This window comes from Pseudomonas sp. DTU_2021_1001937_2_SI_NGA_ILE_001 (genome assembly GCF_032463525.1).
Classification (GTDB): domain Bacteria; phylum Pseudomonadota; class Gammaproteobacteria; order Pseudomonadales; family Pseudomonadaceae; genus Aquipseudomonas.
Map to the genome: position 1 here is coordinate 1,442,762 of NZ_CP135971.1, position 18,070 is coordinate 1,460,831.

Consider the following 18,070-nt stretch of genomic DNA (forward strand, 5'->3'; position numbering starts at 1 on the left):
TCATGCATGCAAAAGTCTGGCTGGTAGGTGCGGGTCCTGGCGACCCTGAGCTGTTGACCCTCAAGGCGGTGCGCGCCCTGAACAGCGCGCAGGTGGTGATGATCGACGATCTGGTCAACCCGGCCGTGCTGCAACATTGTCCCCAGGCGCGGGTGATCGGCGTCGGCAAGCGCGGCGGCTGCCGCTCCACGCCGCAAGCCTTCATCCATCGCCTGATGCTGCGCTACGTCCGGCAGGGCAAGTGCGTGGTCCGCCTCAAGGGTGGCGATCCGTGCATCTTCGGCCGTGGCGGCGAAGAAGCCGAGTGGTTACGGGGCCACGGTATCGAGGTGGAACTGGTCAACGGCATCACCGCCGGCCTGGCCGGCGCGACCCAGTGCGGTATTTCCCTGACCCTGCGTGGCATCAGCCGTGGCGTGACCCTGGTGACCGCACATACCCAGGACGACACTGAGCTGAACTGGCCAGCCCTGGCCCAGGGCGGCACCACCCTGGTGGTGTACATGGGCGTGGCACGCCTCGAAGCCATACACAGTGGCCTGCTCGCCGGGGGCATGCCGCCCGGCATGCCGGTGGCAATGATCGAGAACGCCTCCCTGCCCAACCAGCGCGAATGCCGCAGCACCCTGCAGGCCATGCAGGCGGATGCACAGGCGTTCGCGCTGAAAAGCCCGGCAGTGCTGGTGATCGGAGAGGTGGTGGGTGCCGTCTCAGGCGCCACCCTGCTGCCATTGCTGGCTGTCGGCTGACGCCGCGAAGACAGTTCACTTTGTGGGAGCGAGCTTGCTCGCGAATGGCAGGCTATCTGGACCGGGTACACCCGCCGCAGCATGAGTGCCCTTTAGTCACCTTTCCGCCTTTACGGCGGGTTACTTTTGGTTCCGGCCAAAAGTAACCAAAAGCCATTGCTCCTGGCTTGGGTCTGCCCTGCGGGCAGACTTCCCTCCTTCCGGCGCCATTCCAGGGGGCCGGCGCAATGGGCCGTCCCTGGCCCAGTGCACCTAAGCCGGCTTCCCTGCCGGCTTACCCCCTTCCATGACACCTCCACTCGGCCTGCACCGAAGTCGCGTTTTGCGGCGTCTGTGAGGGCGATGCTTGAAAAGCAAAAGCGACGCCAGATCGGATTGCTTTGGTCTAAAAGATCAGTATTGCGTTTAAGCCCGCTTAAGTTTAAGCGGGCTCAAACGAAAAATGCCCCGGACCATGCGGTCTGGGGCATTTTTCAGCGGTTCAGGCTGCCGGGGCAGCCTGCCCTGCAGAAGTCAGGCGAATTACTTGGCCTGGGCTTCTACTTCGGCTTCTACGCGACGGTTGACGGCGCGGCCAGCTTCGGTGGCGTTGTCGGCAACTGGGCGGGACTCACCGTAACCAACGGACTGAACGCGGTTAGCGCCTACACCGTACTGGTTGACCAGAACTTGCTTGACGGCGTTAGCACGACGCTCGGACAGCTTCTGGTTGTAAGCGTCAGTACCGACGGAGTCAGTGTGACCTTCAACAGTGGTGGTGGTCTGTGGGTACTGCTTCATGAAGTCAGCCAGGTTCTTGATGTCGCCGTAGCTGTCAGGCTTGACGACCGACTTGTCGAAGTCGAACTTGACGTCCAGCTCAACGCGAACGACTTCGGCAACAGCCGGGCAGCCATCAGCGTCAACGGTAACGTTGGCTGGGGTGTCTGGGCACTTGTCAACGTTGTCGCAAACGCCATCGTTGTCGCTGTCGGAGCAGACTTCAGCGACTGGAGCGGGTGCAGGAGCAGCGGCTGGCTTGCTGCCGCCACCGAAGTTCACACCGATACCGACGCTAGGTGCCCACTCGGTGTCACCCTGGTCGATGTTGTACTGGGCTTCAACGCCGGCACGGGCGTAGAAGTTGTCGGTGAAGTACAGCTTGGCACCGCCGCCGATGTTGGCGAAGGTGGAGCCGTTACGACCACCACGGCCAGTCTGGCCGATGCTCTGGTCAGAGAAACCAGCGGAAACGTACGGACGCAGCATGTCGCCTGGGTTGTTGAAGTGGTACAGAGCATCCAGGGCAGTGTTGGAGCCCTTGATGTTCTTGCCATCGTCGCCACGGACGTTGTGCACTTCGTCGTAGCCCAGACGCAGTTCGACGTCGTCGGTCAGGAAGTAACCGATCGAGCCACCGAACAGGTTGCCGTCGTTTTTGAAATCGCGAGCGCTATCGAAATATTCTTTTTTGGCGAAGCCTTCGATTTCGACTGCGCCTTGGCCTTGTGCCAGCGCGCCGAACGAAGTTGCGGCAACGATAGTACCAATGGCCAAGCCCAAGGTGTTTTTCAGTTTCATCCGTTAAATCCCCATCTGGTGATTGTAAAGCAGCCCCACAAACCGGGGACAACTTGTTGGCAAGTCTATCAGAACCTGCCGGTTCGTTAGAGGGACACGCGCCGATTTAAGTTTCGGCAATCCCAACAAATTTTTCACGAAGCTTATCCAAAGCCCGCTTGTAGCGCATTTTCGTCGCGCTCAAGCCCATGTGCATGATGTCCGCGATTTCCTGGAACTCCAGTTCTGCGACAAAACGCAGCACCAGAATCTCCCGATCGATCGGGTTCACATGCACAAGCCAGCGATCAAGCCCGCCCCGCTCTTCGGTCTTTGGCGTCTTGTCTTCCGACGCCTCCTCGACGGGGTCCAGGCTCAACGCGTCCATCAAGCGACGCTTTCGCCGTTCCTTTCGGTACTGGGTGATGCATTCGTTATAGGTAATGCTGTATAGCCAGGTCTTGAATTTCGATTTGCCCTCGAAATTTTTCAAGCCATACAACACCTTAAGCATCACCTCCTGACAGACATCGTCCGCGTCTCGATCGTTCCCGAGATATCGTGCGCAGACGTTGAAAAGTGTCCGCTGGTAACGGCGCATGAGTTCTTCATAGGCGCGCGTCACGTGAAACAGCTCGTCATGCGCGCGCGCGACCAGCTCCTCATCGGAGAGATCGCGGGGTTCGTAGCGCAGCGATAGCGGTAAGGGTTTGTTCAAAACGAGTCGTGCCGACAGTGTCAGGTCAATGGCCGCCAACGCCTGTGGCGAACAGACGGTTTCGGGGCGGCATAGCTTAACAAATTAGCCGCTTAACGGCTGCTTACTCGTTGTTCGAGAAGAATGCGGTTGGAGAACGACACCAGTTCACCATCGTCGGTGAGCAAGGTGGTCTTCACGGTACCGATTTCCTCGATCTGCCCTTCGATATCGCCGACCTGAACGAACTGGCCGACCTGATAGAGCTCCCGCACATAAATACCCGCCAGGATCTGCCCGGCAATTTCCCGGCTGCCCAGGCCCAAGGCCAGGGCGACCGCCAGACCGACTGTGATCAGCACGATGACGATCACGTGGTTGAGCAGGTCGGTCTTCACTTCAAGCTGGCTGATGGCCACGGAAATACTGATGATGATGACCAGGCCCTGGGCGATGCGGCCCAGGCCCGCAGCATAGTCGACGCCCACACCTTCTGCCGCGCCACGTACCAGGCCATTGGCCAGTTGCGCCAGCAGGACACCGACCAGCAGCACCAGCGCGGCGCCGAATACCTTGGGCAGGTAAAGCGCGAGCATGTCCAGGGTCGAGGAGACACGCTGCAGCCCCAGGGACTCGGCAGCGGAAACCAGGAAAATCAGCAATACGAACCAGTAGACGATCTTGCCGATCAGCGTGGAGATCGGCACCTTGACCCCGGCGCGACCGATCAACTTGGTCAGCCCGGTGCCGCCCATCAGGCGATCCAGGCCCAGCTTGGCGAGCAGCCGCGAGAGCAGCGCATCGAGCAGCTTGGCAACCACGAAGCCCAACAGTACGACCACCAGCGCGCCGAACAGGTTGGGGATGAAGTTAGCGATTTTGGTCCACAACGCGGTCATTGCGGTCACGAGGCTCTGGGTCCAGAGATCCAATTCCATGTTCAATCAGCCTTATCGCCAGGGCGAGCAGTAGGTTTGGCGCGACGCGAAACCGGGGAAACGTGAGCGCTGCCGCTGTTCACGGCAATCATCATCGCCTGCGTCCAGCGGCCCAGCAGGCCGAACAGCACACCGGCACCGACCTGACGGTTAGCGGTCTTCAGGACACGGCCCAGGCAGGCATCGTCATCCCGTGCGCTGGACGAGGCCTTGAGCATGTCACGCAGTGATTCTTCGAACGGGTCGTGCATCGGATACCTCTCGCAATTCACAGGGAGACGAGACCTCGCGCAAACGAGTCACAAGCCGGGCGTCGCGGAAAAATGAAATTTTCTACATGAATGCTCATAGCCAGCGCAAGCGCCGGTACAGCCACCACTGCCCCACGGCCAGCGCGACGATCAGGCCGCACGCCACCAGGAAGCCGTCAGGATTGGCCGCCCCGGGAATCCCGCCGACGTTGATACCCAGCAGGCCAGTGAGAAAGCTCATGGGCAGGAAGATGCCGGTAATCACCCCGAAACGGTACATGGTGCGGTTCATCCGTTCGCTCAGGCGCCGGTCTTCGGCATCGAGCAGCAGCCCCACCCGTTCGCGGGTCAACTCCAGCTCTTCGAGGTAGCGGGTCATGCTGTTGTTCAGCTCGTTCCAGTAGTCGGTGTCGTCGTCGACGAACCACGGCAGGCGGCTGCGCGACAGCTGGCCGAAAATGTCCCGCTGCGGCGCGAGAAAGCGCCGCAGGCTGGCAGCGCGACGGCGGATCTGCAGCAACCGGCCATGGTCGGGGTTGTAGCACTCGTCGGCGTCGTTGCGCTCTTCTTCTTCGTCGGTGGCTTCGCTGAGGTCAGTCACTAGGTCCTGGATCTTGTCGGTAAGAAACTGCGACAGCCACAGGATCAGCTCGGAAGCGGTGCGCGGGCCATGCCCGTCGAGCAGTTGCTGAACCAACTCGTCGGTGGCCCGCAAGGGCCGCAGGCGCAGGGAAATAACCCGCTGCGCGGCGGCGAAGATGCGCACCGAGACCATGTCCTCGGGCTCGGCGCCAGGGTTGAGGTTGACGCCGCGCAGGAATAGCAGCAATTCATGGTCCGGCAACGACAGCAATCGTGGCCGGGTGTTTTCTTCCAGCAGCAGGTTGCAGCTGAACTCGGAAAGGCCGCTGTCATTGCGCAACCAGGCATGGGTCTGCGGGTGCCCGCGGTCCCAATGCAGCCAGAGGCTTTCCTGCGCTTGCAGTTGCAGCTCGGTCAGTTCATGGCGCGCCACGGGGCGCGCGCCACCCTTGCCATCCAGAACCAGGGCGTGAACCAGCCCCCACTGCGCGTTGGCTTCATCGAACATTCGTGCGTTTCACTTACTCGGGCATGCTCAGGGCCGAGGCCGAAATGATGATGCCGTTGTTGTCGGCATACAGATAATGACCGGGCTGGAAGGTGACACCGGCAAAGGTCACCGGCACATCGACATCGCCCACCCCGCGACGCACGGACCTCATCGGGTGGCTGGCCAGCGCCTGCACGCCAACGTCGGTCTGTGCGATGACATCCACGTCGCGAATGCAGCCGTAGATCACCAGCCCTTCCCAACCGCTCTTGGCCGCCTGCTCGGCAAGCATGTCACCCAGCAGCGCACAGCGCAGCGAGCCGCCGCCATCGACGACCATGACCTTGCCCTTGCCGTCCTGGGCGACCAGTTCCTTGACGCGGGAGTTGTCCTCGAAGCACTTGACGGTGACGATCTGCCCGCCAAAGGAGTCGCGCCCACCGAAATTGCTGAACATCGGCTCCAGGGCGGTGACCGCATCGGGGTAGGTATCGCACAAGTCAGGGGTGATGTAGTGCATGGGCAACTCCTGTCGTTAGCACATTCGGTCATGGGCAGGGCTCAGCGAGCCCAGCCATGACCGTAACCAGCCGCCGCCCTTTAAGCAAGGCCCAGACGCTTCAGCCCTGTACGACCAAAGCCTCTTGACCGGTGCTCGGCAAGGCTTCGCCCACCGGACGGTGCTGCAGCCAGTCGCTGACCAATGGCCAGACCTCGGCCTGGGCCGACTGGCTGACCAGCATGCGCAAATGGTCGAAATCCTCGCTGAAGCCCTGCTTGCGCCCCAGGCACAGAAAGCGCCTTTGCGCTGAACCGAAACGTTCCAGCAGAAGCCGGCAGGCCCATGGAGGGTCCTGATGATCGCCCTCGGCGGCCACCGCCAGCACCGGCACCTCGGTGTCGGCAAGGCCGGTCCACCAGTTGCGCTCGCGGTCACCGAAACGCCCGAACAGCCCATGCCAGCGCAAGCTTTCCAGGGCCACGCCAATCGGCTCATCTTCGGGGCCGCGCTTGAAACGCGCACCGGAAACATGTTCGAACGACCTGAGCAGCAGGCGCCCGGACCACTGCACCGGCGGCAGCTTCAACGGCCAGTAGATACGGCTGACCTGACTGCCGAACAACGCGACCGAGGCAGCCTCGTCACTGCCCAGGTAGTGCCCGCCCAGCGCGGCTGCCAGGGTCGTGCCGCCTAGAGAGTGACCGAGCCAATGCGGCACCGTGCCGCTTTGCTCCTTGACGAAAGCGGCGATGGCCGGCAGGTCGTAGCGCGCATAGTCGGCCACGGTGTTGTCACGATAACGCTGGTTACGCGCCGACAGGCCATGCCCGCGCATCTCGGCGATCCATACATCGAAGCCGGCGCGCGCCAGATACGGCCCCAGGCCGATGCCTTTGGGTGAATACCAGAAGCGTCGATTGGAAAAGCTGCCGTGTACGAGGACCACCGGCTGGCCGCGTACCTCTGGCGCGTCGACGCGCCCCAGACGAGTGAGCGCCAGTTCGACGCTGGGGTCGGGGCTGTTGCCCGGCTTGAGGCGGTAGACATCCTCGACCAGATCGCCGCGACGCTCGGCGCTCATCAGGGCAACGGGAAAAATAGAGCTGCTGCTTTGCATATAGGTACTTGATCTGAATCCAGGGGCGTCCGGCCCCGCGTAACGAAAAACGTCCAATAAAAAAGGCGGCTTCCCGGGAAACCGCCTTTTTGCAGAGGGCCATGGCCGTATAGACGGCCCGGCCCGCCAATCCATCACATCAGGCCGACGCCTGGCCTTCGGCGAGGAAGAACCAGGTTTCCAGCACCGAGTCCGGGTTCAGCGAAACGCTTTCGATGCCCTGCTCCATCAGCCAGCGCGCCAGGTCCGGGTGGTCCGAAGGGCCCTGGCCACAGATGCCGATGTACTTGCCGGCCTTGTTACAGGCCTGGATGGCATTGGACAGCAGCTTCTTGACCGCCGGATTGCGCTCGTCGAACAGGTGGGCGATCACTCCGGAGTCGCGGTCCAGCCCCAGGGTCAGCTGGGTCAGGTCGTTGGAACCGATGGAGAAGCCGTCGAAATACTCGAGGAACTCCTCGGCCAGCAACGCGTTGGATGGCAGCTCGCACATCATGATGATGCGCAGCCCGTTCTCACCGCGCTTCAGGCCATTGGCGGCCAGCAGCTCGATGACCTGGCTCGCCTCGCCCAGGGTACGCACGAAGGGCACCATGATCTCGACGTTGGTCAGGCCCATGTCTTCACGCACACGCTTGAGGGCACGGCATTCCAGCTCGAAGCAATCACGGAAGTTCTCGCTGATGTAGCGCGATGCGCCACGGAAGCCGAGCATCGGGTTCTCTTCTTCCGGCTCGTAGAGCTTGCCGCCGATCAGGTTGGCGTACTCGTTGGACTTGAAGTCCGACAGGCGCACGATGACCTTCTTCGGCGTGAACGCGGCGGCCAGTGTGCTGATGCCCTCGACCAGCTTGTCGACGTAGAAGCTCACCGGGTCGCTGTAGCCGGACACGCGCTTGTCGACACTGTCCTTGATATCTGCCGGCAGGTCGGCGTAGTTGAGCAGCGCCTTGGGGTGCACGCCGATCATGCGGTTGATGATGAATTCCAGACGCGCCAGGCCCACCCCTTCGTTGGGCAACTGGGCGAAATCGAAAGCGCGGTCGGGGTTGCCGACGTTCATCATGATCTTGAACGGCAGCTCCGGCATGGCATCGACCGAGTTGGTCTTGATGTCGAAGCCCAGTTCGCCTTCGAAGATGAAACCGGTGTCGCCCTCGGCACAGGACACCGTCACGCCCTGACCATCCTTGAGCAGCTCGGTGGCGTGGCCGCAGCCGACGACCGCCGGGATGCCCAGCTCGCGAGCGATGATCGCCGCGTGACAGGTACGCCCGCCACGGTTGGTGACGATGGCGCTGGCGCGTTTCATCACCGGTTCCCAATCCGGGTCAGTCATGTCGGAAACCAGCACGTCGCCCGCCTGGACCTTGTCCATCTCCGACACGTCACGGATGATCCGCACCTTGCCCGCGCCGATGCGCTGGCCGATGGCGCGGCCTTCCACCAGCACGTTGCCCTTCTCCTTGAGCAGGTAGCGTTCCATGACGTTGCCGTTGCTGCGGCTCTTAACGGTTTCCGGGCGGGCCTGCACGATGTACAGCTTGCCGTCGTCACCGTCCTTGGCCCATTCGATGTCCATCGGCGCCTTGTAGTGCTTTTCGATGATCACCGCCTGCTTGGCCAGCTCGGTGACCTCTGCCTCGGTGAGGCAGAAGCGTGCGCGGTCGGCGGCGTCGACATCGACGGTCTTGACCGAACGACCGGCCTTGGCCTCGTCGCCGTAGATCATCTTGATGGCCTTGCTGCCCAGGTTGCGGCGCAGGATCGCCGGGCGGCCGGCGGCCAGCGTGTCCTTGTGCACGTAGAATTCGTCAGGGTTGACTGCACCCTGCACCACGGTCTCGCCCAGGCCATAGGCGCCGGTGATGAACACCACGTCGCGGAAGCCCGACTCGGTGTCCAGGGTGAACATCACCCCAGCGGTGCCGGTTTCCGAACGCACCATGCGCTGCACGCCGGCGGACAGGGCAACCAGCTTGTGGTCGAAGCCCTGATGCACGCGGTAGGAAATGGCGCGGTCGTTGAACAGCGAGGCGAAGACTTCCTTGGCGGCGCGGATCACGTTGTCGACGCCACGGATGTTGAGGAAGGTTTCCTGCTGGCCGGCGAAGGAGGCGTCCGGCAGGTCTTCGGCGGTCGCCGAGGAGCGCACGGCCACGGCCAGGTTCGGGTTGCCGGCCGACAGTTTGTCGAAGGCCTGGCGAATCTCGGTGTCGAGGCGCTCGGGGAATTCGGCATCCATGATCCACTGGCGGATCTGCGCGCCGGTCTTGGCCAGGGCGTTGACGTCATCGACGTCCAGGGCGTCCAGGGCTGCGTGGATCTGATCGTTCAGACCGCTCAGCTCAAGGAAATCACGATAGGCCTGGGCCGTTGTAGCGAAACCACCGGGCACCGAAACGCCAGCACCTGCGAGGTTGCTGATCATTTCGCCGAGGGATGCGTTCTTGCCTCCCACGTGCTCCACATCATGGACGCCGAGCTTATCGAGGGAAACTACGTACTCTACCAAGGTGATCTCTCCACTAACTAGTTGTTCGTTGTCTGGGAAAAGCTCATGTGCGCGGACGCTTGTGGCCCGAACCTGGAAAAAGCGAGAATGCAGGCCTTCAGGGCCCGCAAGCGCGCCTATCATATCCAAGAATCGTCATCAGCTTAAGGCCAGAGTCGCAAATGAAACGATCCGCGTTCTTTATCTCCGATGGCACCGGCATCACCGCCGAAACGCTTGGTCAAAGCTTGCTGGCACAGTTTGAAAACACGACCTTCAACAAGTTCACCCGCCCCTACATCGACAGCGTCGAGAAGGCCCGGGCCATGGTCATGCAGATCAACCTGGCTGCCGAACGCGACGAGGCCCGGCCGATCATCTTCGATACCATCGTCAACCAGGAAATCCGCGAGATCCTGGCCACTTCCAATGGCTTCATGATCGACATCTTCTCGACCTTCCTGGCCCCGCTGGAACAGGAGCTTAGTTCACACTCCTCGTATTCGGTGGGCAAGTCGCATTCCATTGGTCACAACTCCAACTACATGGAACGCATCGAGGCGGTGAACTTCGCCCTGGACAACGACGACGGCGCGCGCACCCACTACTACGACAAGGCCGACATCATCCTGGTCGGCGTGTCGCGCTGCGGCAAGACCCCGACCTGCCTGTACATGGCCATGCAGTTCGGCATTCGCGCCGCCAACTACCCGCTGACTGAAGAAGACATGGAACGCCTGCAACTGCCGGCGGCGCTGAAGAACCATCGCGACAAGCTGTTCGGCCTGACCATCGACCCCGACCGCCTGACCGCCATCCGCCACGAGCGCAAGCCCAACAGCCGCTACGCCAGTTATGCGCAGTGCGAGTTCGAAGTCCGTGAGGTAGAGAACCTGTTCCGCCGCGAGAACATCCCGCACCTCAACTCCACGCATTTCTCGGTGGAAGAAATCTCGGCCAAGGTGCTGGTGGAAAAAGGCGTGGAGCGACGTTTCAAGTAGGTACGCATTCCGCATGGGAATGCCGGCATAGCAAGACGGAATTTCCCAGCCTGCCGACGGCCCTCTACATTGGGCACTCCATCATAAGGAGATGCCCATGCACCCTGAGCCGCTGCGCCTTTACGTCGACGCCCGCTTTGTCAGCCCTTACGCCCTTTCGGCCTTCGTCGCCCTGTGCGAAAAGGGTCTGGCCTTCGAGACCGTGCAGGTGGACCTCAACAACGCCGCCCAGCACCAGGCGCACTATGCCGGCCTGTCGCTGACGCACCGGGTGCCGACCCTGGTGCAAGGCGATTTCGCGCTCTCCGAATCCTCGGCCATTACCGAATACCTGGACGAAAGCTTCCCTGGCCAGCGCCTTTATCCTCAGGCTGTGCAGGCGCGGGCCAAGGCCCGCCAGGTGCAGGCCTGGCTACGCAGCGACCTGCTGCCGATCCGCAGTGAGCGCAATACCCTGGTGGTGTTCTGCGGGCACCAGGTCGCCGCGCCCCTGTCCGCCGATGCCCAGCGGGCAGCGGACAAGCTGTTCAAGGCCGCACTGGCCCTGCTGCCGGACGACCGTGAATACCTGTTCGGCGAATGGTCGATCGCCGACGTGGAACTGGCGGTAATGCTCAACCGCCTGGTGCTCAACGGCGACCCGGTTCCCGCCAGGCTCGCAGACTACGCCGCGCACCAGTGGCAACGGCCTTCGGTGCAGCAATGGCTGGACCTGCCACGCGCTTGATACACCGGCGCTTCGCGGCCGACGCCTACAGACCAGGATCGGGCACTCTCACCCAACCTTCCATCAGCACCCGCGCACTGCGGCTCATGATTGCCCTGGTGACCTGCCACTGGCCGTTCACCTGCACCGCCTCGGCACCGACCCGCAAGGTGCCGGACGGATGGCCGAAGCGGACCGCGTTGCGGGCCCCACCCCCTGCTGCAAGGTTGACCAGGGTGCCCGGGATGGCAGCGGCGGTGCCAATAGCCACAGCCGCGGTCCCCATCATCGCGTGATGCAGCTTGCCCATGGACACGGCACGCACCAGCAGGTCGATATCCTCGGCCTGCACCGCCTTGCCGCTGGACGCGGTATAGCTGGCCGGCGGCGCGACGAAGGCCACCTTGGGGGTATGCTGACGGCGCTGCGCCTCATCGACATGGGCGATCAGCCCCATGCGCACCGCGCCGATGGCGCGAATGCTTTCCAGCAAGGCCAGAGCCTTGGGGTCACCATTGATATCCGGCTGCAACTCGCTGCCGCTGTAACCGATGTCACGGGCATTGATGAACACCGTAGGAATGCCGGCATTGATCAGCGTGGCCTGCAGCGTGCCCAGCCCGGGAACCTGCAGCTCGTCGACCAGCCGCCCGGTGGGGAACATCGAACCGCCCTCGCCCTCCTCGTCCGCCGCCGGGTCGAGAAACTCCAGTTGCACCTCCGCCGCCGGGAACGTCACCCCGTCCAGCTCGAAGTCACCGGTTTCCTGTACCTGACCGTCACGCATCGGCACATGGGCGAGGATGGTCTTACCGATATTGGCCTGCCACACGCGGATCACCGCCACGCCATCGGCGGGCAAGCGCGCGGCATCCACCAGGCCGCTGTGGATGGCGAAGGCCCCCACCGCCGCCGAAAGGTTGCCGCAGTTGCCGCTCCAGTCCACGAACGCTTTGTCGATGGCCACCTGGCCGAACAGGTAGTCGACGTCATGCTCGGGCCGCGTGCTGCGCGCCAGGATCACCGTCTTGCTGGTGCTCGACGTGGCGCCGCCCATGCCGTCGATCTGCTTCTCGTAGGGGTCGGGGCTGCCGATCACCCGTAGCATCAGCGCGTCGCGGGCCGGCCCCGGAAGCTGCGCCGCCTCCGGCAGATCCTGGAGGCTGAAAAACACTCCCTTGCTGGTACCGCCGCGCATGTAGGTAGCGGGAATCCGCAGTTGCGGTGAATGGTTCATGAACGGGCTCCGTCATAACAGGTTGGAATGGCATCGGCGCGGCGGCCTGCGCGCCGTAAGGCCGACATCAGGCCACGTCCCCGGCGAGGAAGTCCTGGGCAAAGCGCTGCAGCACACCGCCAGCCTCGTAGATGGACGACTCCTCGGCGGTGTCCAGGCGACAGGTCACCGGTACCTCCATGCGTTCGCCGTTGCGCCGGGTGATGACCAGGGTCAGGGTCGCACGCGGGGTACGCTCGCCGATCACATCGAAGACCTCACTGCCGTCGAGACCCAGGGTCAGGCGGCTGGTGCCGGGCAGGAACTCCAGCGGCAGCACACCCATACCCACTAGGTTGGTGCGGTGAATACGCTCGAAGCCCTCGGCAACGATGGCCTCCACCCCGGCCAGGCGCACGCCCTTGGCCGCCCAGTCGCGGGACGAGCCCTGGCCGTAGTCGGCGCCCGCGACGATGATCAATGGCTGCTTGCGCGCCATGTAGGTTTCGATCGCCTCCCACATGCGCGTCACCTGGCCCTCCGGCTCGATACGAGTGAGGGAGCCCTTCTTCACCTGACCGTCGACCACGGCCATTTCGTTGACCAGTTGCGGATTGGCGAAGGTGGCGCGCTGTGCGGTCAGGTGGTCGCCACGGTGCGTGGCGTAAGAGTTGAAGTCCTCTTCCGGCAGACCCATCTTCGCCAGGTATTCACCCGCCGCACTGCTGGCCAGAATGGCGTTGGACGGTGACAGGTGATCGGTGGTGATGTTGTCGGGCAGCACCGCCAGCGGGCGCATGCCCTTGAGCGTACGTTCGCCGGCCAGGGCACCCTCCCAGTACGGCGGGCGACGGATGTAAGTGCTTTGCGGGCGCCATTCATAGAGCGGCGCCACCTGGGCGTGCTCAGCCTCGATGGCGAACATCGGGATGTACACCTTGCGAAACTGCTCGGGCTTGACCGCCGCACGCACCACCGCGTCGATTTCTTCATCGCTGGGCCAGATGTCCTTGAGACGAATCTCCCGACCATCGACCACACCCAGCACGTCCTTCTCGATGTCGAAGCGGATGGTGCCGGCAATGGCATAGGCCACCACCAGCGGCGGCGAGGCCAGGAACGCCTGGCGCGCGTAGGGGTGAATACGTCCGTCGAAGTTGCGGTTGCCGGAGAGCACCGCCGTGGCATACAGGTCGCGGTCGATGATTTCCTGCTGGATCTTCGGGTCCAGGGCGCCGGACATGCCGTTGCAGGTGGTACAGGCGAAGGCCACGACGCCGAAGCCCAGGCGTTCCAGTTCGGTATCCAGGCCGGCTTCTTCCAGGTACAGGGCCACCGCCTTGGAACCCGGCGCCAACGATGACTTGACCCACGGTTTACGGGTCAGCCCCAGGCGATTGGCGTTGCGGGCCAGCAGGCCGGCAGCGATCACGTTGCGCGGGTTGCTGGTATTGGTGCAACTGGTGATCGCGGCGATGATCACCGCGCCATCGGGCATCTGTCCCGGCACCTCCTGCCACGCCCCGGCGATGCCCCGCGCCGCCAGGTCGCTGGTCGCCACCCGGGCATGCGGGTTGGACGGGCCAGCCATGTTGCGCACTACGGTGGACAGGTCGAAATGCAGCACACGCTCATACTGCACCTCGGCCAGGCTCGCCGACCACAGGCCGGCGGTTTTCGCGTAGTGCTCGACCAGCTGCACCTGCTGCTCCTCACGCCCGGTCAGGCGCAGGTAGTCCAGGGTCTGTTCGTCGATGGCGAACATCGCCGCCGTGGCCCCATACTCCGGCGCCATGTTGGAAATCGTCGCACGGTCGCCCAGGGTGAGGCTCGCCGCGCCACGGCCATAAAACTCCAGGTAGGCCCCCACGACCTTCTGCTGGCGCAGAAACTCGGTGAGCGCCAGCACCACATCGGTGGCGGTGATGCCCGGCCCGACCCGTCCGCTCAGCTCCACCCCGACGATATCCGGCAGGCGCATCCACGAGGCGCGGCCCAGCATCACGTTCTCGGCCTCCAGCCCACCGACACCGATGGCGATCACCCCCAGGGCGTCGACATGCGGGGTGTGGCTGTCGGTGCCCACCAGGGTATCGGGAAAGGCCACGCCGTCACGCACCTGCACCACCGGCGACATCTTCTCCAGGTTGATCTGGTGCATGATGCCGTTGCCCGGCGGGATCACCTCAACGTTCTTGAACGCCTTGCGGGTCCAGTCGATGAAATGGAAACGGTCTTCGTTGCGGCGGTCTTCGATGGCGCGGTTCTTCTCGAAGGCCTGCGGATCGTCACCACCGCACTCCACTGCCAGGGAGTGGTCGACAATCAATTGCACCGGCACCACCGGGTTGACCTGCGCCGGGTCGCCCCCCTGGGCGGCGATGGCGTCGCGCAGGCCGGCCAGGTCGACCAGCGCGGTCTGGCCAAGAATGTCGTGGCACACCACCCGCGCCGGAAACCACGGAAAGTCCAGCTCGCGGCGCCGTTCGATCAACTGGCGCAAAGAGGCCTGCAGGGTCTCGGGCGCACAGCGGCGCACCAGATTCTCGGCCAGCACGCGAGAGGTATAAGGCAGCCCTGCCCAGGCACCGGGAGTAATGGCTTCCACCGCCTCGCGGGCATCGAAATAATCCAGCCCGGTGCCGGGCAGCGCTTTGCGGTATTGAACATTCATGGTCGACGGACTCGGTCACGGTAATCGTTGAAAAGGCGGGAGGCTCATGGTCGGCCTCCCTGCCCCGACGGCAATCAGCGCTGGGCGATGGGCACGAAGGCACGCTGCTCCACCCCGATGTACTCGGCGCTGGGGCGGATGATGCGGTTGTTGGCACGCTGCTCGAACACATGCGCAGCCCAGCCGGTGACCCGCGAACAGACGAAGATCGGCGTGAACAGCGGCGTGGGAATGCCCATGAAGTGGTACGCCGAGGCGTGGTAGAAATCGGCGTTGGGGAACAGCTTCTTCTCGTCCCACATCACCTTGTCGATGGCCTCGGACACCGGGAACAGCACGGTATCGCCCACTTCCCGGGCCAACTGCCGCGCCCACTCCTTGATGACCTCGTTGCGTGGGTCGGAATCACGGTAGATGGCATGCCCGAAGCCCATGATCTTCTCTTTGCGCGTCAGCATGTCCAAGGTGCCCTGGCGCGCCTCTTCGGCCGAGCCGAAGCGCTGGATCATCTCCATCGCCGCCTCGTTGGCGCCGCCGTGCAGCGGGCCACGCAGACTGCCGATCGCCGCCGTGATGCAGGAGAACAGGTCCGACAGCGTCGAGGCGCACACCCGTGCGGTGAAGGTGGAGGCGTTGAACTCATGCTCGGCGTAGAGAATCAGCGACACGTTCATCACTTTGCGGTGCAGTTCGCTGGGGCGCTTGTCTAGCAGCAGGTGCAGGAAGTGGCTGGCCAGATCCGGCTCGTCGGTCCTGCAGTCGATACGTTGGCCATCGTGGCTGAAGCGGTACCAGTAGCACATGATCGCCGGAAAAGCGGCCAGCAGGCGGTCGGTGGCGTCACGCTGCTGGTCGAAGCTGTGCTCCGGCTCCAGGGTGCCGAGCATCGACGCGCCGGTGCGCATCACATCCATCGGGTGGGTGGCGGCGGGAATGCGCTCCAGCACATCCTTGAGCGCCTCGGGCAGATCGCGCAGACCATGCAGACGCTGCAGGTAGCCGTCCAGCTGCGCCTGGGTCGGCAGCTCGCCGTACAGCAGCAGGTAGGCGACCTCTTCGAAACTGGCACCGGCGGCCAGGTCACGTACGTCGTAACCGCGATAGGTCAGCCCGGCGCCGGCCTGGCCGACGGTGGACAGTGCTGTCTGGCCGGCCACCTGGCCACGCAGGCCGGCACCACTCAATACTTTTGCTTCAGCCATGACGTTCTCCATTTGTCTGTCTTGTTTGTACGCCCGAGCGAACAGGCACTCGCCCATTAAAGGCAGATCTGGCCTTCGCCTACGGCTTCTTTTGCGCGAACAGCTCATCTAGCTTCTGTTCGAAGCGGTGATAGTCGATGGCGTCGTACAGCTCCATGCGTGTCTGCATGGTGTCGATGACGTTCTTCTGCGTACCGTCGCGGCGAATCGCGTTGAACACGTTTTCCGCCGCCTTGTTCATGGCGCGGAACGCCGACAAGGGATACAGCACCAGGCCGACACCCACCTCACGCAGCTCATCGACGCTGAACAGTGGCGTGGCACCGAACTCGGTGATGTTGGCCAGGATTGGCACCCCCACGCGGCTGGCGAACTGCTGATACATGCCCAGCTCGGTGATCGCCTCCGGGAAGACCATGTCGGCGCCGGCCTCGATGCAGGCGGCGGCGCGCTCCAGCGCCGAGTCCAGCCCCTCGACCGCCAGGGCGTCGGTACGCGCCATGATCACGAATGCCGGATCGGTGCGCGCGTCGGCAGCGGCCTTGATGCGGTCGACCATTTCCTGCCGCGAGACGATCTCCTTGTTCGGCCGATGGCCGCAGCGCTTGGCGCCCACCTGATCCTCGATATGGATACCCGCCGCACCGGCCTTGATCATCGAGCGCACGGTACGCGCCACGTTGAACGCCGACGAGCCGAATCCGGTGTCGGCATCCACCAGCAGCGGGAGGTCGCAGACATCGGTGATGCGCCGCACATCGGTGAGCACGTCGTCCAGGCCGGAAATACCCAGGTCCGGCAGCCCCAGGGAGCCGGCGGCGACACCGCCTCCGGACAGGTAGATGGCCTTGAAACCCGCCCGCTGGGCGAGCAGCGCATGGTTGGCGTTGATGGTGCCGACCACCTGCAGCGGACGCTCGCTGGCCACGGCTTCGCGCAGGCGCTGGCCGGGCGTTGAAGAGACTTGACTCATGCTTCACCTCGTTCTGGAGCCGCCTGGTAATGGCGCTCGATGTTGCGTCGGGACGCGCCGATATGGCGGCGCATCAGAAGTTCGGCCAGCTCGCCATCGCGGTCGGCGATAGCGTCCAGGATCCGGTGGTGTTCGGCGAAAGCCTGGCGCGGGCGATTGGGGGTGGTGGAAAACTGGATGCGGTACATGCGCACCAGCTGGTAAAGCTCACCACACAACATGCGATACAGGGTCTGGTTGCCACTGCCCTGGATGATCCGGTAATGGAAGTCGAAATCGCCCTCCTGCTGGTAGTAACCCACCCCAGCCTGAAAGGCTTCGTCACGCTCATGGGTGTCGAGCACCTGACGTAACTCGTCGATCTGCGCCTGGCTCATGCGCTCGGCCGCCAGGCGACAGGCCAGGCCTTCCAACGATTCGCGAATTTCATAGAGCTCGATCATCTGCGCCGGGTCAAGGGACACCACCCGGGCGCCGACATGGGGAATGCGCACCACCAGGCGCTGGCCTTCGAGGCGGTGGATGGCTTCGCGTAACGGGCCACGGCTGATGCCGTAGGTGCGCGCCAGTTCAGGCTCGGAAATCTTGCTGCCCGGCGCAATCTCACCCTTGACGATGGCCGCCTGGATACGCCGAAAAACGTTCTCCGCAAGTGTTTCGGCATCCTGCATGGCAGGCACGGATGACTCCAGCACTTCCAGCATATTGTCGACACCCTTTATCGTTGAATAGCGTCAATTTAGCCTCTGAAGATCATATCGTCAAAGATCGCGCACAGATTGTCGACAATCGTCTAATAAGCGCGACATTGCAATCTGCACGATGGGCGCCTGACGACAGTCGGCACGCATGCTAGAATGCGCCGGTTTTTTCACCCCCTTTTCAGTTGACCGGCGAACCCAAGGCCCCTCTGCGGGTCTGAGGCTGTCACCTTTCGTT

Annotated in this window: 16 protein-coding genes; 3 read left to right on the top strand and 13 right to left on the bottom strand. The window is 63.2% G+C overall.

What is annotated here, in order from left to right; translation table 11 throughout:
* Nucleotides 1-2 precede the first annotated feature (2 nt).
* Nucleotides 3-749, top strand: coding sequence for a uroporphyrinogen-III C-methyltransferase (gene cobA / locus RRX38_RS05810; RefSeq protein ID WP_315961884.1), 747 nt, complete (start codon nucleotides 3-5; stop codon nucleotides 747-749).
* A 522-nt stretch (nucleotides 750-1,271) separates the two neighbouring features.
* Here the strand turns inward: cobA and RRX38_RS05815 are convergent.
* From RRX38_RS05815 to ppsA, 8 genes are all read right to left on the bottom strand, one after another.
* Complete coding sequence (locus tag RRX38_RS05815; RefSeq protein WP_315961885.1) at nucleotides 1,272-2,309, bottom strand: OmpA family protein; 1,038 nt, start codon at nucleotides 2,307-2,309, stop codon at nucleotides 1,272-1,274.
* 106 nt (nucleotides 2,310-2,415) lie between these two features.
* The gene (gene sigX, locus RRX38_RS05820) at nucleotides 2,416-3,006 is read right to left on the bottom strand and encodes an RNA polymerase sigma factor SigX (RefSeq protein WP_315961886.1); all 591 of its coding nucleotides are present in this window, start codon (nucleotides 3,004-3,006) and stop codon (nucleotides 2,416-2,418) included.
* 92 nt (nucleotides 3,007-3,098) lie between these two features.
* Entirely contained in the window at nucleotides 3,099-3,923 is an 825-nt protein-coding gene (locus tag RRX38_RS05825; RefSeq protein WP_315961887.1) for a mechanosensitive ion channel family protein, read from the bottom strand.
* Nucleotides 3,924-3,925: 2 nt separating this feature from the next.
* Entirely contained in the window at nucleotides 3,926-4,174 is a 249-nt protein-coding gene (locus RRX38_RS05830) for a CrfX protein (protein WP_315961888.1), read from the bottom strand.
* A gap of 94 nt (nucleotides 4,175-4,268) precedes the next feature.
* Nucleotides 4,269-5,264, bottom strand: coding sequence for a zinc transporter ZntB (locus tag RRX38_RS05835; protein ID WP_315961889.1), 996 nt, complete (start codon nucleotides 5,262-5,264; stop codon nucleotides 4,269-4,271).
* Between the two features lie 13 nt (nucleotides 5,265-5,277).
* On the bottom strand, nucleotides 5,278-5,766 hold the full coding sequence (gene rraA, locus RRX38_RS05840; RefSeq protein ID WP_315961890.1) for a ribonuclease E activity regulator RraA: 489 nt from the start codon (nucleotides 5,764-5,766) through the stop codon (nucleotides 5,278-5,280).
* A 100-nt stretch (nucleotides 5,767-5,866) separates the two neighbouring features.
* Nucleotides 5,867-6,865 (bottom strand): alpha/beta fold hydrolase, encoded by a 999-nt coding sequence (locus RRX38_RS05845; protein WP_315961891.1) that lies wholly within the window; start codon nucleotides 6,863-6,865, stop codon nucleotides 5,867-5,869.
* A 139-nt stretch (nucleotides 6,866-7,004) separates the two neighbouring features.
* Complete coding sequence (gene ppsA, locus RRX38_RS05850) at nucleotides 7,005-9,335, bottom strand: phosphoenolpyruvate synthase (protein WP_315961892.1); 2,331 nt, start codon at nucleotides 9,333-9,335, stop codon at nucleotides 7,005-7,007.
* A gap of 206 nt (nucleotides 9,336-9,541) precedes the next feature.
* Here ppsA and RRX38_RS05855 point away from each other — a divergent pair, with 206 nt between their 5' ends.
* Together RRX38_RS05855 and yfcF are read left to right on the top strand one after the other, a co-directional pair.
* Nucleotides 9,542-10,360 (top strand): pyruvate, water dikinase regulatory protein, encoded by an 819-nt coding sequence (locus tag RRX38_RS05855; RefSeq protein ID WP_315961893.1) that lies wholly within the window; start codon nucleotides 9,542-9,544, stop codon nucleotides 10,358-10,360.
* A 97-nt stretch (nucleotides 10,361-10,457) separates the two neighbouring features.
* Nucleotides 10,458-11,087, top strand: coding sequence for a glutathione transferase (gene yfcF / locus RRX38_RS05860; RefSeq protein ID WP_315961894.1), 630 nt, complete (start codon nucleotides 10,458-10,460; stop codon nucleotides 11,085-11,087).
* 25 nt (nucleotides 11,088-11,112) lie between these two features.
* Here the strand turns inward: yfcF and prpF are convergent, their stop codons facing one another.
* The 5 genes from prpF to RRX38_RS05885 form a co-directional block, all read right to left on the bottom strand.
* Nucleotides 11,113-12,303 (bottom strand): 2-methylaconitate cis-trans isomerase PrpF, encoded by a 1,191-nt coding sequence (prpF, locus tag RRX38_RS05865; RefSeq protein ID WP_315961895.1) that lies wholly within the window; start codon nucleotides 12,301-12,303, stop codon nucleotides 11,113-11,115.
* Nucleotides 12,304-12,370: 67 nt separating this feature from the next.
* Nucleotides 12,371-14,956 carry a Fe/S-dependent 2-methylisocitrate dehydratase AcnD gene (gene acnD / locus RRX38_RS05870; protein WP_315961896.1) on the bottom strand — a complete coding sequence of 862 codons (2,586 nt, stop codon included), beginning with the start codon at nucleotides 14,954-14,956 and terminating at the stop codon, nucleotides 12,371-12,373.
* A gap of 74 nt (nucleotides 14,957-15,030) precedes the next feature.
* Entirely contained in the window at nucleotides 15,031-16,158 is a 1,128-nt protein-coding gene (gene prpC / locus RRX38_RS05875) for a 2-methylcitrate synthase (protein WP_315961897.1), read from the bottom strand.
* 79 nt (nucleotides 16,159-16,237) lie between these two features.
* A complete protein-coding gene (gene prpB / locus RRX38_RS05880) occupies nucleotides 16,238-17,131 on the bottom strand; it encodes a methylisocitrate lyase (RefSeq protein WP_315961898.1) in 894 nt (297 codons plus the stop codon).
* Nucleotides 17,128-17,835 carry a GntR family transcriptional regulator gene (locus RRX38_RS05885; RefSeq protein WP_315961899.1) on the bottom strand — a complete coding sequence of 236 codons (708 nt, stop codon included), beginning with the start codon at nucleotides 17,833-17,835 and terminating at the stop codon, nucleotides 17,128-17,130. Before RRX38_RS05885 ends, prpB begins: the two co-directional genes overlap by 4 nt.
* Nucleotides 17,836-18,070: the final 235 nt, after the last annotated feature.

Excerpts from the sequence above, each read along its gene's own strand:
- cobA (WP_315961884.1), top strand. The coding sequence starts at position 3 with ATGCATGCAAAAGTCTGGCTGGTAGGTGCGGGTCCTGGCGACCCTGAG.
- RRX38_RS05815 (WP_315961885.1), bottom strand. The coding sequence starts at position 2,309 with ATGAAACTGAAAAACACCTTGGGCTTGGCCATTGGTACTATCGTTGCC.
- RRX38_RS05825 (WP_315961887.1), bottom strand. The coding sequence starts at position 3,923 with ATGGAATTGGATCTCTGGACCCAGAGCCTCGTGACCGCAATGACCGCG.
- RRX38_RS05830 (WP_315961888.1), bottom strand. The coding sequence starts at position 4,174 with ATGCACGACCCGTTCGAAGAATCACTGCGTGACATGCTCAAGGCCTCG.
- RRX38_RS05835 (WP_315961889.1), bottom strand. The coding sequence starts at position 5,264 with ATGTTCGATGAAGCCAACGCGCAGTGGGGGCTGGTTCACGCCCTGGTT.
- rraA (WP_315961890.1), bottom strand. The coding sequence starts at position 5,766 with ATGCACTACATCACCCCTGACTTGTGCGATACCTACCCCGATGCGGTC.
- RRX38_RS05845 (WP_315961891.1), bottom strand. The coding sequence starts at position 6,865 with ATGCAAAGCAGCAGCTCTATTTTTCCCGTTGCCCTGATGAGCGCCGAG.
- RRX38_RS05855 (WP_315961893.1), top strand. The coding sequence starts at position 9,542 with ATGAAACGATCCGCGTTCTTTATCTCCGATGGCACCGGCATCACCGCC.
- yfcF (WP_315961894.1), top strand. The coding sequence starts at position 10,458 with ATGCACCCTGAGCCGCTGCGCCTTTACGTCGACGCCCGCTTTGTCAGC.
- prpF (WP_315961895.1), bottom strand. The coding sequence starts at position 12,303 with ATGAACCATTCACCGCAACTGCGGATTCCCGCTACCTACATGCGCGGC.
- acnD (WP_315961896.1), bottom strand. The coding sequence starts at position 14,956 with ATGAATGTTCAATACCGCAAAGCGCTGCCCGGCACCGGGCTGGATTAT.
- prpC (WP_315961897.1), bottom strand. The coding sequence starts at position 16,158 with ATGGCTGAAGCAAAAGTATTGAGTGGTGCCGGCCTGCGTGGCCAGGTG.
- prpB (WP_315961898.1), bottom strand. The coding sequence starts at position 17,131 with ATGAGTCAAGTCTCTTCAACGCCCGGCCAGCGCCTGCGCGAAGCCGTG.
- RRX38_RS05885 (WP_315961899.1), bottom strand. The coding sequence starts at position 17,835 with ATGCTGGAAGTGCTGGAGTCATCCGTGCCTGCCATGCAGGATGCCGAA.